Annotated in this window: 19 protein-coding genes; 6 read left to right on the top strand and 13 right to left on the bottom strand. The window is 43.1% G+C overall.

The features are described from left to right. Both VM640_RS06525 and VM640_RS06530 read left to right on the top strand, forming a co-directional pair. On the top strand, positions 1-289 hold a 289-nt coding region (locus tag VM640_RS06525; protein ID WP_475394572.1), incomplete at its 5' end, for a DeoR/GlpR family DNA-binding transcription regulator. A gap of 500 nt (positions 290-789) precedes the next feature. After that, complete coding sequence (locus tag VM640_RS06530) at positions 790-2,283, top strand: MDR family MFS transporter (RefSeq protein ID WP_325390618.1); 1,494 nt, start codon at positions 790-792, stop codon at positions 2,281-2,283. Positions 2,284-2,570: 287 nt separating this feature from the next. Here the strand turns inward: VM640_RS06530 and VM640_RS06535 are convergent, their stop codons facing one another. From VM640_RS06535 to VM640_RS06550, 4 genes are all read right to left on the bottom strand, one after another. Further along, positions 2,571-3,023, bottom strand: coding sequence for a VanZ family protein (locus VM640_RS06535; protein WP_325390619.1), 453 nt, complete (start codon positions 3,021-3,023; stop codon positions 2,571-2,573). Between the two features lie 213 nt (positions 3,024-3,236). Beyond that, complete coding sequence (gene gyrA, locus VM640_RS06540; protein WP_325390620.1) at positions 3,237-5,660, bottom strand: DNA gyrase subunit A; 2,424 nt, start codon at positions 5,658-5,660, stop codon at positions 3,237-3,239. A 21-nt stretch (positions 5,661-5,681) separates the two neighbouring features. Next, positions 5,682-7,637, bottom strand: a complete 1,956-nt coding sequence (locus tag VM640_RS06545; RefSeq protein ID WP_414647924.1) for a DNA gyrase/topoisomerase IV subunit B — start codon at positions 7,635-7,637, stop codon at positions 5,682-5,684. Positions 7,638-7,917: 280 nt separating this feature from the next. Next, entirely contained in the window at positions 7,918-8,865 is a 948-nt protein-coding gene (locus VM640_RS06550; protein ID WP_325390622.1) for a SwmB domain-containing protein, read from the bottom strand. A gap of 185 nt (positions 8,866-9,050) precedes the next feature. On the opposite strand from VM640_RS06550, the gene VM640_RS06555 reads away from it, so the two are divergent. Together VM640_RS06555 and VM640_RS06560 are read left to right on the top strand one after the other, a co-directional pair. Continuing rightward, complete coding sequence (locus VM640_RS06555) at positions 9,051-10,034, top strand: tyrosine-type recombinase/integrase (protein ID WP_325390623.1); 984 nt, start codon at positions 9,051-9,053, stop codon at positions 10,032-10,034. Positions 10,035-10,110: 76 nt separating this feature from the next. Further along, a complete protein-coding gene (locus tag VM640_RS06560) occupies positions 10,111-10,371 on the top strand; it encodes a hypothetical protein (RefSeq protein WP_325390624.1) in 261 nt (86 codons plus the stop codon). A gap of 115 nt (positions 10,372-10,486) precedes the next feature. Here VM640_RS06560 and VM640_RS06565 read toward each other — a convergent pair whose 3' ends face one another. The 3 genes from VM640_RS06565 to VM640_RS06575 form a co-directional block, all read right to left on the bottom strand. Continuing rightward, complete coding sequence (locus VM640_RS06565) at positions 10,487-10,936, bottom strand: RrF2 family transcriptional regulator (protein WP_325390625.1); 450 nt, start codon at positions 10,934-10,936, stop codon at positions 10,487-10,489. Between the two features lie 76 nt (positions 10,937-11,012). Continuing rightward, positions 11,013-12,032 (bottom strand): ThiF family adenylyltransferase, encoded by a 1,020-nt coding sequence (locus tag VM640_RS06570; protein WP_325390626.1) that lies wholly within the window; start codon positions 12,030-12,032, stop codon positions 11,013-11,015. Positions 12,033-12,048: 16 nt separating this feature from the next. After that, the gene (locus VM640_RS06575) at positions 12,049-13,200 is read right to left on the bottom strand and encodes an aminotransferase class V-fold PLP-dependent enzyme (RefSeq protein ID WP_325390627.1); all 1,152 of its coding nucleotides are present in this window, start codon (positions 13,198-13,200) and stop codon (positions 12,049-12,051) included. A gap of 220 nt (positions 13,201-13,420) precedes the next feature. Between VM640_RS06575 and cysK the strand changes: the two genes are divergently transcribed. After that, complete coding sequence (cysK, locus tag VM640_RS06580; RefSeq protein WP_325390628.1) at positions 13,421-14,353, top strand: cysteine synthase A; 933 nt, start codon at positions 13,421-13,423, stop codon at positions 14,351-14,353. A 158-nt stretch (positions 14,354-14,511) separates the two neighbouring features. Next, a complete protein-coding gene (locus tag VM640_RS06585; RefSeq protein WP_325390629.1) occupies positions 14,512-14,949 on the top strand; it encodes a cupin domain-containing protein in 438 nt (145 codons plus the stop codon). A 92-nt stretch (positions 14,950-15,041) separates the two neighbouring features. Here VM640_RS06585 and VM640_RS06590 read toward each other — a convergent pair whose 3' ends face one another. The 6 genes from VM640_RS06590 to kapD all read right to left on the bottom strand — a co-directional run bounded on the left by VM640_RS06590 (position 15,042) and on the right by kapD (position 22,684). Then, positions 15,042-16,334 carry a homocysteine synthase gene (locus VM640_RS06590; RefSeq protein WP_325390630.1) on the bottom strand — a complete coding sequence of 431 codons (1,293 nt, stop codon included), beginning with the start codon at positions 16,332-16,334 and terminating at the stop codon, positions 15,042-15,044. A 154-nt stretch (positions 16,335-16,488) separates the two neighbouring features. Further along, complete coding sequence (locus VM640_RS06595) at positions 16,489-17,640, bottom strand: RuBisCO large subunit C-terminal-like domain-containing protein (protein WP_325390631.1); 1,152 nt, start codon at positions 17,638-17,640, stop codon at positions 16,489-16,491. Positions 17,641-17,746: 106 nt separating this feature from the next. After that, positions 17,747-20,071: an ATP-dependent DNA helicase gene (locus VM640_RS06600; RefSeq protein ID WP_325390632.1), complete on the bottom strand. Its 2,325-nt coding sequence runs from the start codon at positions 20,069-20,071 to the stop codon at positions 17,747-17,749. 55 nt (positions 20,072-20,126) lie between these two features. After that, a complete protein-coding gene (locus VM640_RS06605) occupies positions 20,127-21,503 on the bottom strand; it encodes a D-serine ammonia-lyase (protein ID WP_325390633.1) in 1,377 nt (458 codons plus the stop codon). A gap of 74 nt (positions 21,504-21,577) precedes the next feature. Continuing rightward, a complete protein-coding gene (locus VM640_RS06610; RefSeq protein WP_325390634.1) occupies positions 21,578-21,913 on the bottom strand; it encodes a toprim domain-containing protein in 336 nt (111 codons plus the stop codon). Between the two features lie 138 nt (positions 21,914-22,051). Then, a complete protein-coding gene (gene kapD, locus VM640_RS06615; protein ID WP_325390635.1) occupies positions 22,052-22,684 on the bottom strand; it encodes a 3'-5' exonuclease KapD in 633 nt (210 codons plus the stop codon). Positions 22,685-22,706 lie beyond the last annotated feature (22 nt).

Consider the following 22,706-nt stretch of genomic DNA (forward strand, 5'->3'; position numbering starts at 1 on the left):
TCAGTCTTTTAATGTTGACAAGCTTTTTCTAGGGGTAACCGGTTTTAGTCTCAAACGTGGCCTAACAACGACAAATTTGCTCGAGTCAGAAGTTAAACAAGCGATGATCCGTGCTTCAAAAGAAGTTATTCTCGTGGCACATAGCCAAAAATTCGAGCAAATCTATTATCATACATTTGCAGATTGGGATCAGATCCGTGCTTTGGTTACCGATAGCGGAATCCCTGAAAGCTTAAAATTTGCACTTAAAAAAAGAGGAGTTAAGGTTTTTATTGTCCAGATTGATTAATCAGGTAGAGATCACTCATTGAATCTTCGACTTAGTTGTTGTCCATATTTACATTCTTGTCCGGTTAGTTGTTGCTATACGATGCAATACATTTTGACTTCTACATTAAATAAGACCATTGACTTATGAACTAGGATCCGTTATCTGTTCGTATAACCGGCTTAGCCAATTGATCCGATAAACGATACAACGAAAATATTATAATTATAGTGCCACAGTGCCGTACTCTACTTAGTTCCTACCAACGAGTCCAAGAAACTAAAGGAACGTTGAGTATATTACCTTAATTTCATAGTAACAGAAGTTCATTTTGAATAGTGTGAGTAATATCACAAACAATAACTTACACCCCAATATAGAAAGCTTATTTAATCGTATTGGGTCTCTATAATCTCAACAACATTTAATCATCCAGAAGAAACTCTGTCGATATAAAATAATGGTATAATTCAGTACAGGTGCTAATTTACCTAGTTCTGTTTAAAGGAGACCGCTTACTTATGGAGAAAATAACGCAACGTAAAATGGTCACTGTTGCCATGATGGTATCAATTATGCTTGTAGCCCTTGATACGACCATTGTTACTACTTCAATGCCTCACATTGTAAAACAATTGAGCGGTTTGAAGTTAATTAGTTGGGTTTTCGCTATCTATCTACTGACAACATCCGTAACCACACCAATTTACGGCAAGCTTGCCGACCTATTCGGAAGGAAGCCTGTTTTCATTTTTGGCGTTGCGCTTTTCGTCGTCGGTTCCATGGTGTCCGGAATGGCACAGACGATGCATCAGCTAATTTGGTTCCGGGCTTTTCAAGGTCTCGGCGCCGGTGCCGTTATGCCGTTGACTTTCACGATTATCGGTGATTTGTACTCAGGGGAAGAGCGCGCCAAGATGCAGGGGCTATTTAGTTCGGTTTGGGGCGTTGCTGGGCTGCTCGGCCCTTTGGTAGGAGGGCTGTTTGTCGACCAGATTTCGTGGCGCTGGATTTTTTATATCAATGTACCGATCGGGATTGTCGCTATTTTGCTAGTACTCGCTTTTCTGCACGAAACGCAGGTCAGGAAAGCGGAAAAAAGCATCGATTATTGGGGGGCGACACTGTTTACCCTTTCAATGGGCTCTCTTCTCTACGCGCTGCTCAACGGCGGAGAAGTGTACGCCTGGAATTCACCCGTGATCATCTCTTTGTTTGTTGCAGCTGCCGTTTCTTTGATTTTATTTCTTTACGTGGAGGCTAAGGCGAAAGATCCAATGCTTCCTCTTTCGTTGTTTAAAATACCGGTAATTGCCGTCTCCAATGCCGTCGGCTTTATGGCCAGCTTCGTGCTGATTGGCGTCAATGTATATTTGCCAATATGGATTCAGACGCTACTCGGCCACAGCGCAACCAGCTCAGGACTAACCTTGATGCCCATGTCGTTTGCCTGGCCGCTGGCATCAACTTTGGCCGGACGGTACATGTACAAAATAGGCTCCAAGACAACAGCTCTGTTCGGCGCGGTGTTGATTGCTGCTGGATCGGCCTGGCTGTTGCTTGTTCATCCAAACTCCCCTTATTGGTATTTGGTTGGTGTGATGATCGTCATCGGTTTTGGCATGGGGTGTTCCATGACGCCTCTAACCGTTTTGATCCAGTCGGCCGTCGGTTGGGATTTGCGCGGCGTAGTCACAGCTTCCAACACATTTACGCGTTCACTAGGACAAACGGTCGGAATCGCCGTGTTTGGCACAGTGTTTAACAGTACTATGAACAGTTACGTCCAAAACCATGTCCCTGGAGTTTGGCAAAGCGAGAACATCAGCAATGCCTTGGCGTCTGGAGCGAGCGCAAACATTCCCGCAAACGTCCTTGAACAATTACAAAACGGCATGGCGCAAAGCTTGCATTCGATCTTCATCCTGGTATTCGCTATTTCCATTGTTACCCTGCTGATCAGCGCAGTTCTACCTTCGCACAGCAAGGTGATGGAGCAGCAGAAAGCGGATTAAGCCTTCCCATTGATACCTACCGTATTGATGTAATCTATGATTCGAGCGGCATCTTCTTTTACGACCTCTCGAATAACAATTGTTTCCCCGCTTCTGAGTTGGCACTATTTCCTCTCTAACCTCTCCCTTCTGAACATGAATATATTAATACATAACTTACTTGAAATATCCTCATAACATTAACAAACCTCATGAACCGTCCTGATATAGACATGTCATCTAGGGTCCCGCCGGTTGTTGACGCATCTCAACAACAGTCATCTATGCAAAGTGTTGGGATCCGGCTGTTATAAGCCGTTGGCCCCATCCTTCTTCATTATCTGGTTAAGTATTTTTCGGCTTAAAATTAGTAATAAATAGCCTAAGAATCCTCCCAGAGTATTTAAAATAACATCGTCAATATCGGTTATTCCGAGTTTAAGCAAAAACTGCGTCATTTCAAGAAAAAAACTAATAAGAAATGTAAGAGTAGTAATCCTTTTGAAACTTTTTAGAGTGTGAAAAATAATGGGCAAGAGAAAACCCATCGGCATAAAAGCTAATATGTTACCAAAAAGATTGAAAAACCAAACATCAAGTTTATATTTACTAATACCGATTATGTAACTGACAATAGTTTTGAATGGAATTAAATTGTACTTTATTTCGTTTTCATAAAACCTAAAATACTGGCCGTAGGCAAAAAAGAAAAGTCTATATACTAGGGTAGACAAAATACGTAAGAAAAAGTAAAACTGCAATTTTTTGTATCAGCTTATTCATCCTTGAGTAATCCATAGCCCTCTTTTCCTATTCCCAATGATTCTCTTTTAACTTTTCAACGCATAACCTGAATATTCCTCCTAAATTGTCAAATCTTACATGAAGCAAGAAAAAAGCCAGAACGCGTAAAAACGTTCTGGCTTTTCAATTTAATCTTATACTTATCAAACTGGGTTTCTTGTTATTCCAGCCTATATTACTTGGACAACGTAATCATTCAAAATAACGTTGACTAAGGCTATGCCACTTTTTGCCCTCGACTCATTCTTAAGTGATTTAACTTCAAGCGTGGTTACATCTCCACTCTGTTGAATGATATTAAGCAGCTTATTCTCATTCATCACTTGAAGAGTAGAAACAATATACCCCGTTTCTTGAGCATTAACCTTGGCAAGCGTTATGCCGCGTCCGGCTCGTCCTTGAGATTTATATTCATCAAAAGATGTTCGTTTAATATAACCTCGCTCGGTGACGGTTATTAAATCGCTCACTGGATTCTCTTGGTCGGAATAAAGAAGCAGTGCATCCACAACCCTATCTTCATTGCCTAATGTCATGCCTTTAACACCCCGAGATTTCCTTCCCATTGGGTTCACTTCCGATTCTGCGAAGCGAATAGCTTGTCCTTTGTAGCTGGCAAGGAACAGATCTCCCTGACCCTCACTTACGAAAACCCGTACGACTTCATCCTGATCCTTGAGTCCCATCGCCTCGTTTGTTCGAGCGTTAACAAAATCATTAACAGGGCATCTCATAACCTGGCCCTCTTTGGTCACAAAAACGAAATACAAGCCTTCCCTCGTCTCTTTGAGAGGTAAGGTCGAAATGATCCGTTCTCCTTCAGGTAGGGGGAATAAAACGGTGACCGCTTTTCCCTTATCCTTTGCTCCTGCCTCCGAAACGATCTTTGCTTTCACATTGTAGGATTTCCCATTCTGAGTAAAGAAATATAAAGTATCTTTAGTGGTACAGGGGATTCTCTCAGTTAAGATATCTCCACCTTTGAAAGTGCATTTTTGTGCGTTCGCCTTACTTTTTCTTGTTGGGGTTGGTATCTGCTTAATGAACCCGTTTTTCGTCAACATCACTTCAATTGGCGTTTCGGGTTCTTCAAATACGCTAAAATCAATCTCTTCCCCGTTATCCTCGGGCAAAATCAAAGTACGTCGCTCATCTCCGTACTTCTCACCAATATCCTTAAGCTCTTCTTTAATGATATCATAGACTTTGTCCACATCAGCTAAGATACTCTCCAACTCATCTATGAGCTTCAGAATATCCGCATATTCCTTCTTAATGCCATCTAGTTCAAGGTTCGTTAAGTGTTGGAGTTTCATATCTAAGATTGCTTGGGCCTGAACCTCGGATAGTTCAAAACGGGTGATCAACCCAGCCTTAGCAATTGTCGGGTTTTTACTGGAGCGGATAATAGCAAGGACTTCATCGAGGTTGTTGATGGCGATAACTAGCCCTTCTAAGATGTGAGCTCTTGCTTTAGCCTTTTCTAGATCATACTGCGTCCTACGCGTAACAACTTCTTTACGGTGCTTAATATAGGCCGCTATGATTTCTTTAAGCCCTAATATTTTAGGAGTTCCTTCTGCGGTAATGACCAAGTTGATAATTCCAAAGGTTTCTTGCAACTGAGTATATTTAAAAAGGAGCTTTATGATCTGTTTCGGATCAGCGTCCTTCTTACACTCCACAACCAAGCGAAGCCCTTCCCGATCCGATTCATCCCGGACTTCATTGATCCCGTCAATTTTTCCAAGGTCCGCTTGGGTTTCAATCTTAGCGGCGAGGGTAGACTTGGAAACTTGATAAGGGATTTCCGTAATAACAATCAGATTCTTGCCGTTTTTTCCTTGCTCAATAAGCGCTTTTCCTCGCATCATCACTTTTCCGCGTCCAGTTTTATACGCGTCTGTGAACCCTTTTGAACCGATAATCAACCCCCCTGTGGGGAAGTCCGGACCTGTTATCTTCTGCATAAGTTCTTCTAAGGTAACATTGGGATTCTCAATTTGAAGAATAACCGCGGCCATAACTTCGCGCAGATTATGGGGTGGCATGTTACTGGCCATCCCTACTGCAATTCCTGAACCACCATTGACCAGGAGATTAGGAAACGGGCTAGGAAGCACAGTAGGCTCCTTCAATCGTTGGTCGTAGTTCGCCCTAAAGGGAACAACGTTTTTCTCAATATCTTGCGTCATGAGTTGTGATAAATACGTCATTCTCATCTCAGTGTACCGCATAGCAGCCGCATTATCGCCATCAATCGAGCCAAAATTTCCATGCCCATCAATTAAGGGATAACGGGTAGCCCAGGGTTGGGCCATACGAACCGCTGAATCATAAATTGAGGAATCGCCATGAGGGTGATATTTTCCCATGCAGTCCCCTACAAGACGGGCCGATTTACTGTAAGCCTTATCCGGTTGCATCCCAATCCCATCCATCGAATAGATAATACGTCGATGAACTGGCTTTAAGCCATCTCGAACGTCCGGGACAGCCCTTTGCAGAATCACGAATTTTGAATAGCCTAAGAAGCTCTCAGGAAGAACCTCTTCCAACGGTCGTTGGGTAATATTTTCCTCAAGTGTACTCATTTTCTCACCTCAACTATTCTCTTACATATCATCGTCAGTAAACACGATATTCTCCATCAGAAATTCTCTACGTGGCTCAACCTTTTCGCTCATCAAAATTTTAAGCTTGCGCTCAGCTTCCAGGGCATCATCAATCGTGACTTGAATCATACGTCGGTTTGATGGATTAAGCGTCGTTTCCCAAAGTTGTTCTGGATTCATCTCTCCCAGCCCTTTATAACGCTGTACTTTAGCTGTTTTTCCTAGTTCCTTGAGGGTCACTTTTAACTCGTGCTCGTCATACGCATAACGCGCGACTTTCCCCTTTTCCTTCTCAGCCTTATACAAAGGGGATTGAGCAATATATACCCGCCCACTCAAGATGAGTGGTTTCATGTAACGATAGAAGAAAGTCAGCAACAAACAACGAATATGTGCCCCGTCAATATCCGCATCCGTCATAATACAAACCCGAGCATAATTAGACTTTTCAACATCAAATTCCTTACCTACTCCTGCTCCTATGGCGGTAATCATACTGCGGATTTCTTCATTTTCTAAGACTTTATCCATCTTCGCCCGGTAGGTATTGATGACCTTACCTCTTAACGGCAGAATCGCTTGGAACCGCCGATCACGACCAGTTTTAGCTGAACCGCCGGCACTGTCTCCTTCAACCAGAAAAAGCTCATTACGCTCCCGATCTTTCTCGCTACAGGCTGCCAGTTTTCCGCTTAAAGCTTTAACCTCAGCCTCACGAGCCTTCTTCTTAAGTTCCTTCGCCTTTTTGGCAGCTAACCGTTGAAGGCAGGTGGTTAAAGTACGATTAATCGCATCCTTAGCGACAGCCGGATATTGCTCAAAGAAAGTGCTTATTCCTTCATTCGTAAGGGATTGGACAATGCCTTCAACTTCGGTATTGGAGAGTTTGGCTTTAGTTTGCCCTTCGAACTGCGGTTCCCGTACTTTAACGGAGAGAACACACGATAAACCATCCTTCAAATCATCGCCAATTAGATTCTCATCTTTCTTAAAGATGTTATTCTTCTTCCCATAAGTATTAAAAACTTTAGTTAATGCCGTCCGAAAGCCCGATTCATGGGTCCCGCCTTCATCCGTAGAGATGTTGTTAACGTAGGAACGCAATTGTTCATCATCGCCATCGTTATACTGGATGGCACATTCAACAACAACATCGTCCTTTTCTCCCTTAAAATAGATTGGTTTTTTATGCACTGTGGTATAATCAGATTCTTTATTTAAGTGTTCAACAAAGCCAATAACTCCGTTTTTAGATTGAAAGGTTTCTGTCTTTATTTCTCCCCGATTGTCAGTCAAAATAATAGTAAGTTCAGGATTCAAAAAAGATAACTCCATTAGTCGGCTGCGTAAGGTATCATACTTTAATGCTGTTGTCTCCTTGAAAATAAGAGGATCAGGTTTAAAAGTCACAGTTGTCCCAGTTCCTTTGACGTTTTTCCCAACCACTCGCAGATCTGACTTCAACTGCCCTCCATTTATATATTCCAGGCGATGGAGTTTCCCGCCGCGACTGACTTCAACCGTAAGAAAGGTTGATAACGCATTAACAACGCTTGCCCCAACCCCGTGAAGTCCTCCTGACGTTTTATAGGTATCTCCTCCGAATTTTCCCCCGGCGTGAAGTTGTTCAAACGCTAGACGAATAGCAGGGATCTTCTTAATGGGGTGAATATCTACCGGTATCCCTCGCCCATTATCGCGAACCGTAAGCGATCCATCTTTATTGAGCGTAACTTCGATGAGATCACAGAATCCAGCCCCAGCCTCATCTATGGCGTTGTCCACTATCTCCCAAGCGCAATGGTGTAAACCCCTGCTTCCCGTTGAACCGATATACATACCCGGTCGTTTACGAACAGCTTCTAAGCCCTCTAATACTTGGATGGATTCGGCATTATACTCCGGAATAACTGACAAAACCCTTCCCCCTTTATTCAAAACGATGATCTCGTTCATTTAGCATTTAATGTGTCCTTCTTCTCAAGATGGGAAATCCAAACTATTTTATCATGAAAAGTCTTCACCATTATAGAGCATTTAACCATTTTCGGCCAATATTTCTTGTCTTTTCACACAAATCATTATCTGCCCGTGTCCCCGTTCATCATTGGAAAGACCATCTTGGGGTACTAAAAAGTTAAAAGAAGCTATCTCAAAACGATGCCAATTGGCATTCATCGAAACAGCTTCTTTACACTTTCTACTTCCTTTGGAGTCCAGCTTCGGATAAAGAACCTTACTCCACGTTATTCGTTACAGCCAGGAGATAGACGTTTGCTACCGGAGTACCCTTAGTCAGATTGTTGATTCCCGTCTTGGTGTAGCTCACTTTGACAAAGGAATCCGTATTCACAATCGGCGCACTCAGCGTCAGGGTTACTGTTGAGCCAGATACTGTAACCCGGGTGACGGTCGGGTTTGACGCTACCCCCGCGATGATAAAGGCTTCTGGGTCACCGATTGTGCCCATCAATTGACTATTCATCGTCAATACGATGTGCCAGCTATCCGAGGTCACAGCGCTGGATACAGTAGGTGCTGAAGGGACAACCACGTAGGATGCAGTCCCAAAGTTATAACCACTCTTCTCAGCCGTGACTGTGTAGGTTTTCCCAGCTGTCAGATTCGCGGCAAGCTGATAGGTGGTACCACTATTTGATACTGAGGCCGAGGTAATCGCTACTGAAGCAGTACTGTCCATAAGTTTGAAGTCATGAACAGTTAAACCCACCAGAGCAGGACTCACCGTCACCGTAAATCCAGTCGTCGACGGGTTGCTGACTATCAAGGTTTCGTTCGTTGTCGATGCCGAAGGTACAACTACTTTTGGCGCCGTTACAAAATTATAACCAGTTCTCGAGGCTATTACCGTGTAGGTTTGACCCGCATTCAAAGCCGCACTCAGGGTGTACGTAACTCCGTTGTCTGATGTGTAAGCACTGTTTAACGCCACTGAGTTTCCGTAACGGTCAAGCAGGGTAAAGTTTTTGGTGGTCAAACCATTGAGCGCTGGATACATGTTTAAAGTAAAGCCAGTAGTCGAAGAGTTGCTCACCGTGAAAGTTCCGTTCGTTGTCGCAGGATTTGTTGTTGTTCCATTGCTTTGGATAATCTCATCGATTTGGTCAAGCAAGCGTTGCGGAACCGCACCTTCTCCGCCCAGTACGTTAACTTGTGGTTGCACGTATTCAATTAATAATTCGCAAGCGCCTTTGAGTTTTGCGGGGTGGATTGGCAATCACTTCCAAATAAATAATCAACTTTAGAGTTTCTACTCTGCACTAAATAATTTTTTAATGCATAGTTTGACAAAATAATTTATCTCTTGTAACATGATGAAAAAGTTCAACAATATTATGGAGGCACACAATGCTTAGTGATTATCTCTCTTCCCTTCCCCCATTTGCACGCGCATATATCCATCACTTAGGCGTAATTAATAAATCAGAGAATACCCAACTTGCCTATTCACAAGAACTTAGGCTGTTCTTCCAGCATCTCTGTGATTCTATATCCGAGTTTCCCCCTTCCCCTGCTAGTTTGAAACTATCCCATCTTGAAAGTTTACAACATACTGATATTGAAGCCTATTTGAGCTGGGCTCGTACATATCGCAAGAATGGAGTTAGGGCTTTAGCCCGTAAACAAGCCGTTATATGCTCCTTTTACCATTATCTTGCAAAGGAAGATCTTATTATCAAGGATATTACCCTAAAACTTGATCCCATCCAAGTCCATCAAAAGCTTCCTAAAGCTCTTGAACCTGAGCAAATCGCAGATTTAACCGATATTCTAGAGTCGGGGGCTGGGCTGAGTATAGGACAACTCAAATACCATAATTATACTGAGAAAAGGGACTACGCTATTTTCTTAACCTTTATCGGAACCGGACTACGCTTGTCCGAATTATGTAATTTAAAACTACAGAATATTGATTTTAATAAAGGGTGTTTTGATGTTGTACGCAAAGGAAATAAGGAATCGCTCATTTACTTTAATCAGGAGGTTTCTAACGCTCTGCTAGACTACATAAAGAATGAAAGAGCGCGCTACGCCCTAAATGAACCAGCTGCCCTTTTTCTTTCTATTCAAGGCAAACAAATTAGTAAACGTGCTATCCAGGATTTGATTAAAAAATATCTCAACGTACTAAAGGCTTTTGGCCACAACACTGAGGGATTTAGTACTCACAAATTGCGCTCCACCTTTGCCACGCTGCTTCTTCGCGAAACAGATAATTTAGCAATCGTACAAGATGCCTTGGGACATTCTGATCCACGAACCACTCGAATCTATGCGAAGGTGCTGGATGAACAGTTAAGGCGAGCTGCTGACCTCATTAAGTTCAAATAGCATGGGTTAAATCTTTTCTGAAACTCAGTTTTTATGATATATTAAACTATAAAAACAAGGAGTGGAGGAATCGTCATTGGAGACAATATCAAGTGCACTTCGCTTAATTTACGATCTTATTTGCAAAGGTGATATTGACAATGCTTTGTGGGAAGTAAGCGAACTTGAACAGGATCTCATCAAAAACGCTCCTGGTCTGACAGAAAAGTACCATTTAAAAACTTACTTTGTAAAATGGCGAAATCGACTAATGAGAACCCATAACCATAATTTCAGCCTTGTGTTAGAAGAGATTGAACTTCTAGCCAACAAGTTTGAGAATATCGTCATATACTAAAAAAGTGGCTCGACCCCTTTCTGGGTACGAGCCACTTCATATGAATCAACTGCGTTTGTTTAACAACGCCTAAGAGAATACGCGCCCGGAAGCACTCAATTCTATTGGGTTAAGATTAAATATAGTACATATCGCCTATCTCATTATGCAAAGCCTTATAATCATGAACCAAATCCTCAAGCGTTATCGAATCGACAAAATTATTGATGCTCTCCGACATCTTGTCCCAGACATTTAATTGAAGGCAGTATTGGATACTCTCATAATAATTTTCGGAATGATCACTGTCATCTTGAACTACGGCTAGATCTCCTTCTAAAACTCTGAGGATTCTGCCGACTCGAATATTGGTGGTTTTATCAGCGAGTGTATACCCTCCTTGAGCTCCTTTAACACTCTTAATTATTCCAGACTTGCGCAACGAAGAGAAAACCTGTTCGAGATAGTTCTCGGAAATGCCTTGTCTCTCTGCGATATTCGAAAGAGCAACATGTTCACCTTTTGAGTGAACCGCTAAATCAAGCAAAGCCCTTAACCCATATCTACCTTTTGTGGATATCTTCAAAGGTACACCACTCCAAACTTAAGCATTCTTATCGGTATACTATCATCGTAATATTAATAATTCTCTTTGTCAAATTTTAGAATCCAATGTATTCTGAGTAAACCGATTTTGCCACATTCGGGTCTGTCACGCCCTTAATTATGGCTCTTCCATCCGGGAAAAGGGTAATATTAATATCCATGTAAGAAAAACGCAAAAGGAATCGATTATAACTCACTTCGCCAAGTTGCAGAAGCTTATCGTGCATAACTTGAAAATTGATTTCGCTTCTCGTTTGAGGCACGATCTGAATCGAATCACTTCCACACAAAGAAGTCGTGTAGGAACCGACGTTATTATTTAAAAATTCATATTCACCCTGACCACAGGCCTTACAATCCTTATTCTTAGGAATCGTCATAAATTCGCTGACATTATCCCAGATATCGACGAATAACACATCCTTGCGCAAGTCAGGACTTTTTACTAGAAACTTAACCGCCTCAACAGTTTCATAGTTGCCTATGATTCCCGTAATCATATTGAGCACACCCGCAGTACTGCACGTCGGCTGTGTTCCTGGCGCAGGAATTTCCTTTAAAAGGCACCTTAGACAAGGCGTCTCCCCAGGGATGATATTCATCGTAATACCATAGCTACCAATGGCTCCTCCATAGATCCAAGGTATCCCTAGCTTAACGCAAGCATCGTTAATGAGAAGACGGATTTCAAAATTATCCGTTCCATCCAGAACTAGATCCACATCGCCAATTAACTGTTCGACGTTTGATGGATTCACGTCCTTAACGACCGGCTCAAGGGTTATCTCGGAATTGATTTTTTTCAAATGCTCCACAGCCGCAACGGCTTTGGGAATATGTTCAGAGACATCTGCCTCGGTAAAAAGAGTTTGACGTTGTAAATTACTGATTTCCACAAAATCACGGTCGATCAGACGCAGCAAGCCCACGCCAGCTCTGCATAGGTTGTTAGCAATTACCGTTCCTAAAGCGCCAACTCCAATCACCGCGACCCGCGCTTCAGCTAACCTTTTCTGACCCTCCTTGCCGATTCCCGAAAAAAGTACTTGCCTCGAATATCTTTCCGCAATATCCATTGGCCTATCACACTCCTTAGAATTTGCTTTCTTCAGCAATGCCCGCGATCGCTTCTAGACAAAAGTCAACCTCCCCGATTGTATTAAAATATCCTAAGCTGAAGCGTACCGTCCCCTGTTTGGACAACGTACCAATGCTTTCATGAGCATCAGGGGCACAATGAAGTCCCGGCCTTGAGGCAATTTCAAAGCTCTGGTCCAAAATGAAGGACACCTCAGAGGGTTCCATTCCTTCGATATTAAAAGAAATTACAGGAGCTCTCTCAATACCAAGGGATGGACCATAGACACTAACTCCGGGAATCGCTTCCAGACCTTTTAATAATCGCTCCGTCAGGATTCTTTCTTTCTCTTTGATTCGCTCGATCCCTTCCTGAAGGATAAATTTGATTCCACTCGCTAAGCCGGCAATACCAGGTGTATTTAAGGTCCCACTTTCATAGCGTTCCGGAGAAGTTTCAGGTTGGAAAAGCGATTCAGAGTTTGTGCCCGTTCCACCTTCCTTAAGCGGCGTCAGGCGCAGATCCTTTCTAAGGTATAACCCGCCGACGCCCTGAGGCCCCATGAGACCTTTGTGACCCGCAAAAGCAAGCAAATCAATTCCCATAGCCTGGACATCGATTGGAAATGAGCCCGCAGTCTGAGCGGAATCCACAAGAAACAAGAGGTTTCGCGCCCGTGTCACTTCCCCGATCTCCCGAATCGGGTTTATTGCACCCGTGACATTAGAAGCGTGGTTGATAATCACAAGTTTTGTATTCTCCTTAATCGCTGCCTCTACCTGTGCCGGCTGAACACCATTGCTAACAGATGTGGAAAGCTTGCTAACCTCGATTCCCTGGCTCCGTAAAGTCTCGAGTGGGCGTGCTACCGCATTATGTTCCAAGGAGCTCGTAATTACATGATCACCTGGTTTTAAAAGTCCTTTTATCCCCAGATTAAGAGCTTCCGTGGCATTCAGGGTAAAAATAACTTGAGACGGCTCAGGTATATTGAATAATTTTGCAATAAGATCACGTGCTTCCATAATAATCTGGCCAGCGGCAAGAGCCATGTGATGCCCCGAACGACCAGGATTGGCTCCCTGCTTGCGCATACAATAATCAACAGCCTGGTAAACAGCTTCAGGTTTCGGCCAGGTAGTTGCAGCATTATCAAAATAAACCATTCTTGATCCGCCTTCCTACTCTCTGTAAATCTTATAATGGATTTAATTATACCGCATATTAACATTGATTTAATTACTTTTTATTTCAAAAATAATTCAAGGAAAATCTGGTAATAATGCTATTGACAAAAAAACAGTTAAGAGGTACGATTTATTCGTCATATTAAACATATAAGAATTATAGGAAATTAAATTTGTATTATGATATGGAGGCTATATTATGTCAAAAGTTTATAAGAGTCTAACTGATCTAATTGGTAAAACCCCGCTGCTAGAGTTAACAAACTTCGAGAAAAAGTATCAGCTGAAAGCAACCATCTTGGCCAAACTAGAGTATTTTAATCCGGCTGGTAGCATCAAAGACAGAATTGCCAAGGCTATGATTGATGATGCTGAAGCAAAAGGGCTATTAAACCCGAAATCTACCATCATCGAACCGACAAGTGGTAACACCGGCATCGGTCTCGCTTTAGTTGCTGCAGCTAGAGGATATCGTGTCATCCTCACCATGCCAGAATCGATGAGTATTGAACGTAGAAATCTTTTAAAAGCCTATGGTGCCGAACTTGTACTTACTGAAGGATCTAAGGGTATGAAGGGTGCCATTGCCAAGGCTGAAGAACTCGCCAAGGAAACGCCTAACTCCTATATTCCTGGACAATTTGAAAACCCGGCTAATCCTGCTGCCCATAAAGCGACAACAGGCCCAGAAATCTGGGAGGACACTGATGGTAAGGTCGATATCTTCGTTGCAGGTATTGGTACAGGCGGAACGATTACAGGTGTCGGTGAATTCTTAAAATCTAAAAACCCCAATGTCAAGATTATTGCCGTTGAACCATTTGATTCACCCGTTCTGTCCGAAGGCAGATCCGGGTCTCACAAAATCCAAGGTATTGGTGCCGGCTTTGTTCCTGACACACTTGACACCTCCATTTATGACGAAATCATCAAGGTACAAAATGAAGATGCCTTCAAAATTGGCAGAGAGCTTCCTAAAACGGAAGGTCTGCTCGTAGGTATTTCGTCCGGCGCCGCGCTTTGGGCAGGTATCGTACTTGCTAATCGCCCAGAGAATGCAGGAAAAAATATTGTTGTCCTTTTACCTGATACAGGTGAAAGGTATCTTTCCACTGCGCTTTTTGCAGAATAAAGATTATCCGAAATTATTAGTATTCGGATAATCTTTAATACCGCCATTCCAAGTGGATGGCGGTATTTTATTGACTTTGAACAGAAATACAATAAAATTTAAGAATGTGAGAAGATAAGATTATTCTCCTAGAAAAATGTTGAAGGAGTAAACATACTATGCTAATTAGACATCTTGGAAACTATGATTGGGAAAACACTCTTGTCCTTAACTATAAAGAAGAGGGAACTCATTTTAAATCCATCACTCGGCGCGTTTTATGTGAAGGGCTGGCCGATGTCCCATGTCAGCTACGCTATTTTGAAATCGCCCCTGAAGGATACTCTACTTTAGAGCATCATCAGCATGCTCACCTTGTGATGATCTTCAGAGGTGAAGGTGAAGTGCTTTTGGGGGACAAAATCTATCCTGTTCAGGAAAAGGATGTTGTCACCATTCCTGCCCAAACTTGGCATCAATTTCGGGCGACTAAAGGCACAACTTTTGGTTTTCTTTGTCTTGTTAATATTGATCGTGATCGACCCTTTCTACCGACTGAGGATGACCTGAAGTTGCTACGCCAAAATCCCGAGATAGCTGCATTTATAAGAAGTTAATATAATAAACTAAAGTTCGAAGCAAAAAGAAAACGACATCTAATCCGGCTACTCTTAGTAGTACCGCATTTGAATGTCGTTTTTTGCTTGGTTTATTTACCCGCCGCTTTGTTGAGCGCTTGATCTAAGTCATAGATAAGGTCATCTACATCCTCAATCCCAATTGAAAGTCTTACCATATCAGGTGTAACTCCAGCTTCTCTCAATTCCTCTTCCGACAACTGGGCATGGGTCGTACTTGCCGGATGAATGACCAAGGATTTCACATCGGCTACATTAGCAAGCAGGGAAAAGATTTCCAGACTGTCGATAAACGTTTTGCCTGCTTCGACTCCACCTTTGATGCCAAAGGTAAAAATTGAACCAGCACCTTTTGGAAGATATTTTTGGGCTAAATCATAATATTTATTACCCTTAAGGCTCGGATAATTGACCCAAGAGACAAGCGGGTGATTTTGCAGGAATTCGGCGATTTTTTTCGCATTGGCAACGTGCTTTTCTACCCGTAAGGAGAGTGTTTCCAGTCCTTGAATGAATAAGAAGGAGTTAAAAGGACTTAGCGCTGCACCGGTATCCCTGAGAAGCTGCACTCTGGCCTTGGTGATATAGGCAACTGGTCCCAAGGCTTCATAATATTTCAACCCGTGATAACTTTCATCCGGTTCAGTCAGACCTGGGAACTTCCCGCTCTCTGCCCAGTTAAATTTGCCGGAATCTACAATAACCCCGCCAATTGAACTTCCATGACCCCCAATGAATTTGGTTGCTGAGTGGACAACGATATCTGCTCCAAATTCAATCGGTTTTATCAGGTACGGAGTACCGAAGGTGTTGTCAACAATTAGGGGGACTCCATTATCATGGGCTATTTTAGCGACAGCTTCGATATCAATGATATTGATACCGGGATTCCCAATGGATTCAATATATACGGCTTTGGTATTTGGAGTCATTGCTTTTCTAAAATTTTCTGGATCGTCAGGATTCACAAAATGAGTTTTGATTCCTAACCTTGGCAGAGTTGCTGAGAACAGATTGTAGGTACCCCCGTAAAGCGTGCTTGCGGAAACGATTTCATCGCCAGCGCCCGCGATATTAAGAATCGAATAGGTAATCGCCGCAGACCCAGAAGCCGTTGCTAATCCAGCTACTCCGCCTTCAAGTGCAGCAATTCGTTGTTCAAAAACATCAGTCGTTGGGTTCATAATTCTCGTATAAATATTTCCGGATTCTTGTAACCCAAATAAGTTGGCGGCATGTTCCGCATTTTTAAAAACGTAAGATGATGTCTGGTAAATCGGTACTGCGCTTGAACCCGTAGTGGGATCAGGCGTTTGTCCAGCATGGACTTGCAAGGTGTCAAATTTCAGCTTTCTTTCACTCATAATGATCGCTCCTTTAATTCGTTTTTCGAAATGCCTTTCCATTTCATAGTATTTTAATATGTTTAGTGCGTTTAATATGTATCAAATTTTAATACGCTCACCGGTATTTGTCAATGTGTTTTATTATAATTTCGTTTTTTGTTCATCTGTTATATTATTCGCTGAGTTTAGTGACCAGCGCACGAAAATAGCGACTGTTTTCGATTAGATCAGGACCTTGTTTAAAAAGTCCGCCACCGATCAAAAAGGCGACATCATTCCCATAGACTTTTATTGACTCTGGAACGCTAGCCAAGCTCATCCCCCCAGCCGGGCATGGAAAAATTGGTTTTAAGTTGCCCATGGGAATCACTGTACCCCTGGCAATACTCTCACATTCTGCACGGGAAAAGGAAAATCGTCCGCCGAAATTCGGATAGATCGTACCCTCTGCACCGGCCAAACGAACGATTTGTCCAAACAAAGCGTGGTGAGAAATCCCACTCATACCCATCACATAACTGCCCAGAAACGCGGGATGACTGATTACCGGTAAAGCGACACGATCATCCTCGGCGATTTCCCGCAGCATATCCAATCCCGTTAAACCCGGTGAAATCAACACTCCTCCGGCACCTACTGCTTTTGCCGTTAGTGCTCTTTTCATGACCTCGTGAACAGGGGCGGTAATATTCGCAACATAGATTGAATGCTGTCCAGTTTCCTGGTTAGCTTTGTTCACTGCTTCAGCACACAAGCTTGTTCTTTCTTCATAAGGCGAAAATGGCTGGTTAGAAAGCCCATGGTCATCTTTAATAATATCAATACCACCGAGCGCAAATTTGTACGCCAGCTTGGCCAATTCCTGCGAGGTAAGCCCCATTGGTTTAAGAGCTGTAAACAGCAAGGGGCGTTTTTCAACTTCAAGTAACTTTCTCAAACCCGCTCTACCAAAACGCGGTCCTTTAAAATTCTGCAGTAAGGCATCGGGAAGTTCGAGATGTTCAACCCGTATTCCAGGCTTAAGGCTAATATTACCGAAAACAACATTAAGAAGCTGGGTAAGCTCGCTCGCCGCAGAGTCGATAGCATAACTAATCACCACCAGGAAGCTATTTTCAGCATAGGATTCAAAAGATTCAATCTGGCCAATGATCTGTTCCTTGATTAGTCCTTCGGGAATAAATTCTTCGGGAAATTCTACGGTCTGCTCCAAGCAAATATCCTTAGCTTTCGTGTAGGCTTCTTTTTGATCACCGTAAAGTCGATAGGTTACTCTAAACCGTTGACACGGTACTGATAATCGGGAATATCCTGAGAGAAGCAACTCATCCCCCCCAAACTTTAATATGAATTACAATTAGTATTCCGATATATATTAGTTAATAATTATTGCTTAATAATGCCTCTATTGTCAAGAAGCTGATTTTCCTTTATTCAGAAAAATGTTGGTTCCAAAAGGTATGGCTTTGCTCCTCAATCATTTGAAGATTAGAAATGAAATGCAGCGATTGCCATTCACTGGGAAAGAGTTTTTTATAATTAGAGTGAGCAAAACGTTCATCAACCAAGAGTACCACTCCCCTGTCTTGCTCGGTGCGTATCACACGCCCTACCGCCTGCAAAACCTTGTTCAATCCGGGATACATATAAGCGTATTCAAACCCTCTTTTTACTAACTTCTGAAAGTGGGCACGGATCAGATCCCGTTCTAAACAAATTTGGGGCAAACCCACACCAATAATGACAGCACCAGAAAGTCGGTTTCCCGTTAGATCGATTCCTTCGCCAAAAATTCCGCCTAAAAGGGAGAAGCCGACTAAGGTTTCCTCTGGATCTTCTTGAAATTGAGCGAGAAAGCCTTCCCGCTCTTCTTCGGTCATTCCCGTCGTTTGAACAATCGTCTGGATCTCCTGGTTTTGCAACTTAAACCGCTCATAAACCTGATGAAGATAAACATACGATGGAAAAAAGATCAGATAGTTACCTGTTTTTGACTTCACGAGTGTCGCAATAACTTCCGCAAGTTGGTCATAACTTGTATCCCGTTGAGTGTAGCGCGTGGATATTCCCGCGTGGAGCATTAAACAAAGGTTTTGCGGAGGAAAGGGTGAACTTAGTCTTAATTTATAAGAAGATTCTTCTCCACCTAATATTTTCATAAAGTAATCCAGTGGACTTAAGGTTGCCGAGAAAAGGACCGCAGCCCTTCCCCTTTTGAAGGCCTCAGCAAGAAACAAGGAGGGGTCAAGACAATAGAGTTTGAGCGAAAACTCCTCCTTTTCATGCTTATAGAGTGTGACATAACGATCATCATAATATTCAGCTGTTCTCAAAAATCCGAGAGTTTTGTAATAGAGGTCTAATAATTCCTCTTTCCAAGGAACTGGCTTCTCCTCCCGCCAAAAACGTTCTGCCGCCTTCACAAATTGCTGCAAACTGGAATAAAGTTCAATGGGAGGATCGATTTGAAAATCCCCGGTCCGGTCCTTCTTTAACTTACCCAGTTGCGCATTCACTTTCTGCAGTCTCTTCCCCAACTGAGGATAATCCGTTTGAACTTCTTTCTTGAGCTTGAGAAAGGGCTCTTTCGCGAGTTCAGCAGAAAACATCTCTCGGGCTCGATCGACGAGGTTATGAGCTTCATCAACCAGGAAGAGATAATCTCCCCTTTCAAGGAAAAGCCTGCGCAAATAAACCCGCGGATCAAAAACATAATTGTAATCACAAATGACGATATCCGCCCAATTGGCCAAATCCAACGAAAACTCAAATGGACAAACCGTATTTCTGCGAGCATAATCCTCGATCATCGCCCGAGTCCAGGAGTTTTCGATGAAAATCTCTTCCACCGCTCTACGCACCCGATCATAATAACCTCGAGCATACGGGCACTCCTCAGGGTCACAAGCGCTATCTGGCAAAAAGCAAATCTTATCTTTTGCGGTCAACGTAAGTCTCTTAATCTTCAGGCCTTGGTTTTGCAGATCACTTAGGGCTTTTTCCGCGACGGTTCGGGTCATAGTCTTGGCCGTTAAATAAAAAAGTTGGCTTGTCAATCCTTCGGGAAGTGCCTTTAGTGCCGGAAACAGGGTAGCTATTGTTTTCCCAATTCCGGTTGGCGCTTGGGCAAAGAGTTTCTTTCCTTGCTCAAGCGTTTTATAAACCGCGATAACAAGTTCGCGCTGTCCGGAGCGGTAAGAAGGATACGGAAAAACCAAATTGCGGATGCTAGCATTCCGGGTTTCAATCCAGGATTGTACTTTTTGGGCCCAACGCAGATAACTTCGAACTAGCTCAAGAAAAAATCTCTCGAGATCCTCAACTGAATAGGAACGGGTCAAAATTCGCGTCTCTCCATAATCAAGGTGATAATAGGTCAGTTGAACCTCGATTGTCCTCAAGCTAGCCTGCGCAGCATAGATATAGGCATAACATTTTGCCTGTGCCCAGTGGATTTCACTAAAGGAATCATCCCATTGGTCGAGATCCCGGGTAGTCGACTTTATCTCATCAAGGCAGATGCCCGATTCCTTCTGGATAATTCCATCCGCTCGGCCTTGAATTTCAATTTTCATTCCATCCTGCTCATAAACATAGCTCAGACGGACTTCGGGTTGGTATTCTTGTCCATAAGCCTTCTGAATAAACTGATGAGCTTTGATCCCTTCTGTGGTTCGAGACGGACCATTGCCTGTCCATTGTAAATCTCCTGATCGGAGTACAAATTCGACCAGCTCACGTACTGCTACTCTCATATTTAACTTCTAACCCATCCTTCTCCTCTTCGATCTAAGTTCTATCATTCATGCTCTACTTGTGCCGACTTTTAAACTGCTGTTTTAAACGATTACCCTTTTGAAGATATTCAGCCATAATCTCACTTGGAACCAAACTTCCGCCTGTCGCCCAGACGATATGGGTCGCCTGCGTCATCTTTTCAGTTAAGCTATGGTTAACCAGATAGTCCTGTCCAGGCTTTGTTTGCAGAAGTCTGACCGGTCCGATCATTCCCGCTAGGGCAGAGGGTTCTAGTTGAACCTGCTCGACTTCATTCAGGGCACTTAGTAAAATATAAAGTTCATCGTCTTGGACCGTATAATTTCCGCTCAGCCTATTTTCCATAACCCCGCTTACGAGCCCCGAAGGTCGTCCAACCGCTAACCCATCAGCTTCAGTATGATTATCAATCCCGAAATCTTGGACTGCTACTTGATCTTGGAGTCCAGTTAATAAGCCGAGCAGCATACAGGGAGAATGGGTAGGTTCAGCAAAAAAGCAATGCACAAATTCGCCATAAATAAGTTTTAGGCCGAACGTAATTCCTCCCGGCCCACCGCCCACTCCACAGGGTAGATAAACAAACAAGGGATGATTTTCGTCCACGCTAACTTTCATTTTCTCAAGCTGCCTTTGCAAGCGTCGCGCCGCGACTGCATACCCCAAAAACAGGTCCAACGAATTCTCATCATCAATAAAATAGCAGTGGGGATTCGCCTGAGCGGCTCTTCTTCCTTCCTCAACAGCCTGGCTGTAATCTGAGTCATATTCGATAACCTCTACCCCATGACTTCTGAGCAATTCTTTTTTCCAGCGCTTCGCATCGGCCGACATATGAACTGTTACCTGATAACCTAATTGAGAACCGATCATCCCTATGCTGAGGCCCAGATTTCCAGTAGAGCCAACAGCTATAGCATATTGCGCAAAGAATTCTCGAAACTGAGAGGATGATAACACGGTATAGTCATCCTGAAGCGTCAGAAGTTGATTTTGGAGCGCTAATTCCTCCGAATGCTTTAAAACTTCGTAGATACCACCTCTGGCCTTGATTGAGCCAGCTATTGGTAGAAGATTATCTTCTTTGAGAAAAAGTTGCCCAGATATTTCAATTTTGTACCATTCTTTAAGAAACCGGTGCATTCGCGATATGGTAATCAAGGGGGATTCAATCAACCCTTTTTGTCCTGCGGTAACAGGGAATGCTTTAGCCAGATAAGGAGCGAACCGGAGCAAGCGTGCTTCAGCATCATCAACCTCTTTGAGACCAATGGGCGCGTGTTTTACTTCCTTATCGAGATAATGGGGATTCGTCCAAAAAACTTCTTCCCCTGAAAGCAGACGTGTAAACACCGGGAATTCATTGACCCACTCCGTTGTTGTTTTGCCACAAACTCTCACTTTCTCCAAACCGATCTTCCCTTCATTAAATCTTGCATTAATATAATTCCGATTTCTCTCCAAATTCTCCTCGAGTAATCTTTCTAATTAAGCTCTGGCTCTTTAACTTCAAAATGTGCATGTCCTAAGATCTCAGCCAAAACATCTAAAGGAGTCGTGGCAATCTCCCGATACGTACGATGGGTATAGAGATGGCGAACATCGGGAAGCTCCTGTTTAATTCGTTTTCTAAGCTTATTCCCGGGATCATCTGCATCAACAAAAATATAGATTTCCGAGCTTTCTAACCACTCTGCCCATTCTTCCAGTTTTTCTTGACTCAATGTACCGTTACTACAAAGAATTTCAACAGGTTCGTCTAAAATCTTCAGTAACTGTTCTCGATCAGTTTTTCCTTCGACAATGATGACTTTTCCCATAGCTCACTCTCCTTGCTACGCTTTATCTTAGAATTAGACTCTCTCAACACCGTTCAATTTATTCTGTAGCTTATTTTACGAAATAATTTAGACCTCAGTGCATTATCACCAAGGCCTTTAGCTAGATTTTAAGTTCCTTTAAACTGAACGGCTTTCCTTTTTTTCACTTTGAGCACTAGCGACTTTGCTCTCCATTTCTTCCGTAGAAGCATGGCCTTTCATCACCCAGCCATTCTGAATCATCCAGGCCATAACCTGGGCTGCATTAATCGCATCATCCAAAGCCGAATGAAGGATTCCAATTTGCGGTATTTCATTTTCCTCAATCGCACGTTTTAATGATGCTCTTCTCTCTAACTTGCAAAATGATTTATATTCTTCAGCCAGATCGAGATAATTATCCCAAACGAAAGGATAATCCAAACCATACTTTTCGCAGACGCTACCGAGGACTTTCCGATCAGAATCCCCCCAAGCGACTAACCACGTATTCTTATCTGGGGACATCTTTCTCAGGTCATCTAGAGAGGTCTCCAGACCAACACCGCCATCTACATCCTCCTGCCGGATTCCAGTAATTGCATAGTTCTCCTCGGTCATACGCGGCCAAAATCGAGGCTTAATAAAGGCGCTATACGTTTGGTCAGTCGGGTCACCCAGTGGACCCGCCAGAACCGCCCCGACTTCAGTTATTTCTGGAAACCAGGCCCTCGGCTTGCCATAAGACCGTGGTACAGAAAACTCAAAATCTACTACTAAGAAGTTTCCCATTCTCCCTCTTCCTCTCCCGAGC

Source organism: Desulfitobacterium sp. (assembly GCF_035539115.1).
Classification (GTDB): Bacteria; Bacillota; Desulfitobacteriia; order Desulfitobacteriales; family Desulfitobacteriaceae; genus Desulfitobacterium_A.

Bases quoted from the DNA above. Each gene is read 5' to 3' on its own strand.
- VM640_RS06530 (WP_325390618.1), top strand. From the start codon at position 790: ATGGAGAAAATAACGCAACGTAAAATGGTCACTGTTGCCATGATGGTA.
- gyrA (WP_325390620.1), bottom strand. From the start codon at position 5,660: ATGAGTACACTTGAGGAAAATATTACCCAACGACCGTTGGAAGAGGTT.
- VM640_RS06545 (WP_414647924.1), bottom strand. From the start codon at position 7,637: ATGAACGAGATCATCGTTTTGAATAAAGGGGGAAGGGTTTTGTCAGTT.
- VM640_RS06555 (WP_325390623.1), top strand. From the start codon at position 9,051: ATGCTTAGTGATTATCTCTCTTCCCTTCCCCCATTTGCACGCGCATAT.
- VM640_RS06570 (WP_325390626.1), bottom strand. From the start codon at position 12,032: ATGGATATTGCGGAAAGATATTCGAGGCAAGTACTTTTTTCGGGAATC.
- VM640_RS06575 (WP_325390627.1), bottom strand. From the start codon at position 13,200: ATGGTTTATTTTGATAATGCTGCAACTACCTGGCCGAAACCTGAAGCT.
- cysK (WP_325390628.1), top strand. From the start codon at position 13,421: ATGTCAAAAGTTTATAAGAGTCTAACTGATCTAATTGGTAAAACCCCG.
- VM640_RS06585 (WP_325390629.1), top strand. From the start codon at position 14,512: ATGCTAATTAGACATCTTGGAAACTATGATTGGGAAAACACTCTTGTC.
- VM640_RS06590 (WP_325390630.1), bottom strand. From the start codon at position 16,334: ATGAGTGAAAGAAAGCTGAAATTTGACACCTTGCAAGTCCATGCTGGA.
- VM640_RS06600 (WP_325390632.1), bottom strand. From the start codon at position 20,071: ATGAGAGTAGCAGTACGTGAGCTGGTCGAATTTGTACTCCGATCAGGA.
- VM640_RS06610 (WP_325390634.1), bottom strand. From the start codon at position 21,913: ATGGGAAAAGTCATCATTGTCGAAGGAAAAACTGATCGAGAACAGTTA.
- kapD (WP_325390635.1), bottom strand. From the start codon at position 22,684: ATGGGAAACTTCTTAGTAGTAGATTTTGAGTTTTCTGTACCACGGTCT.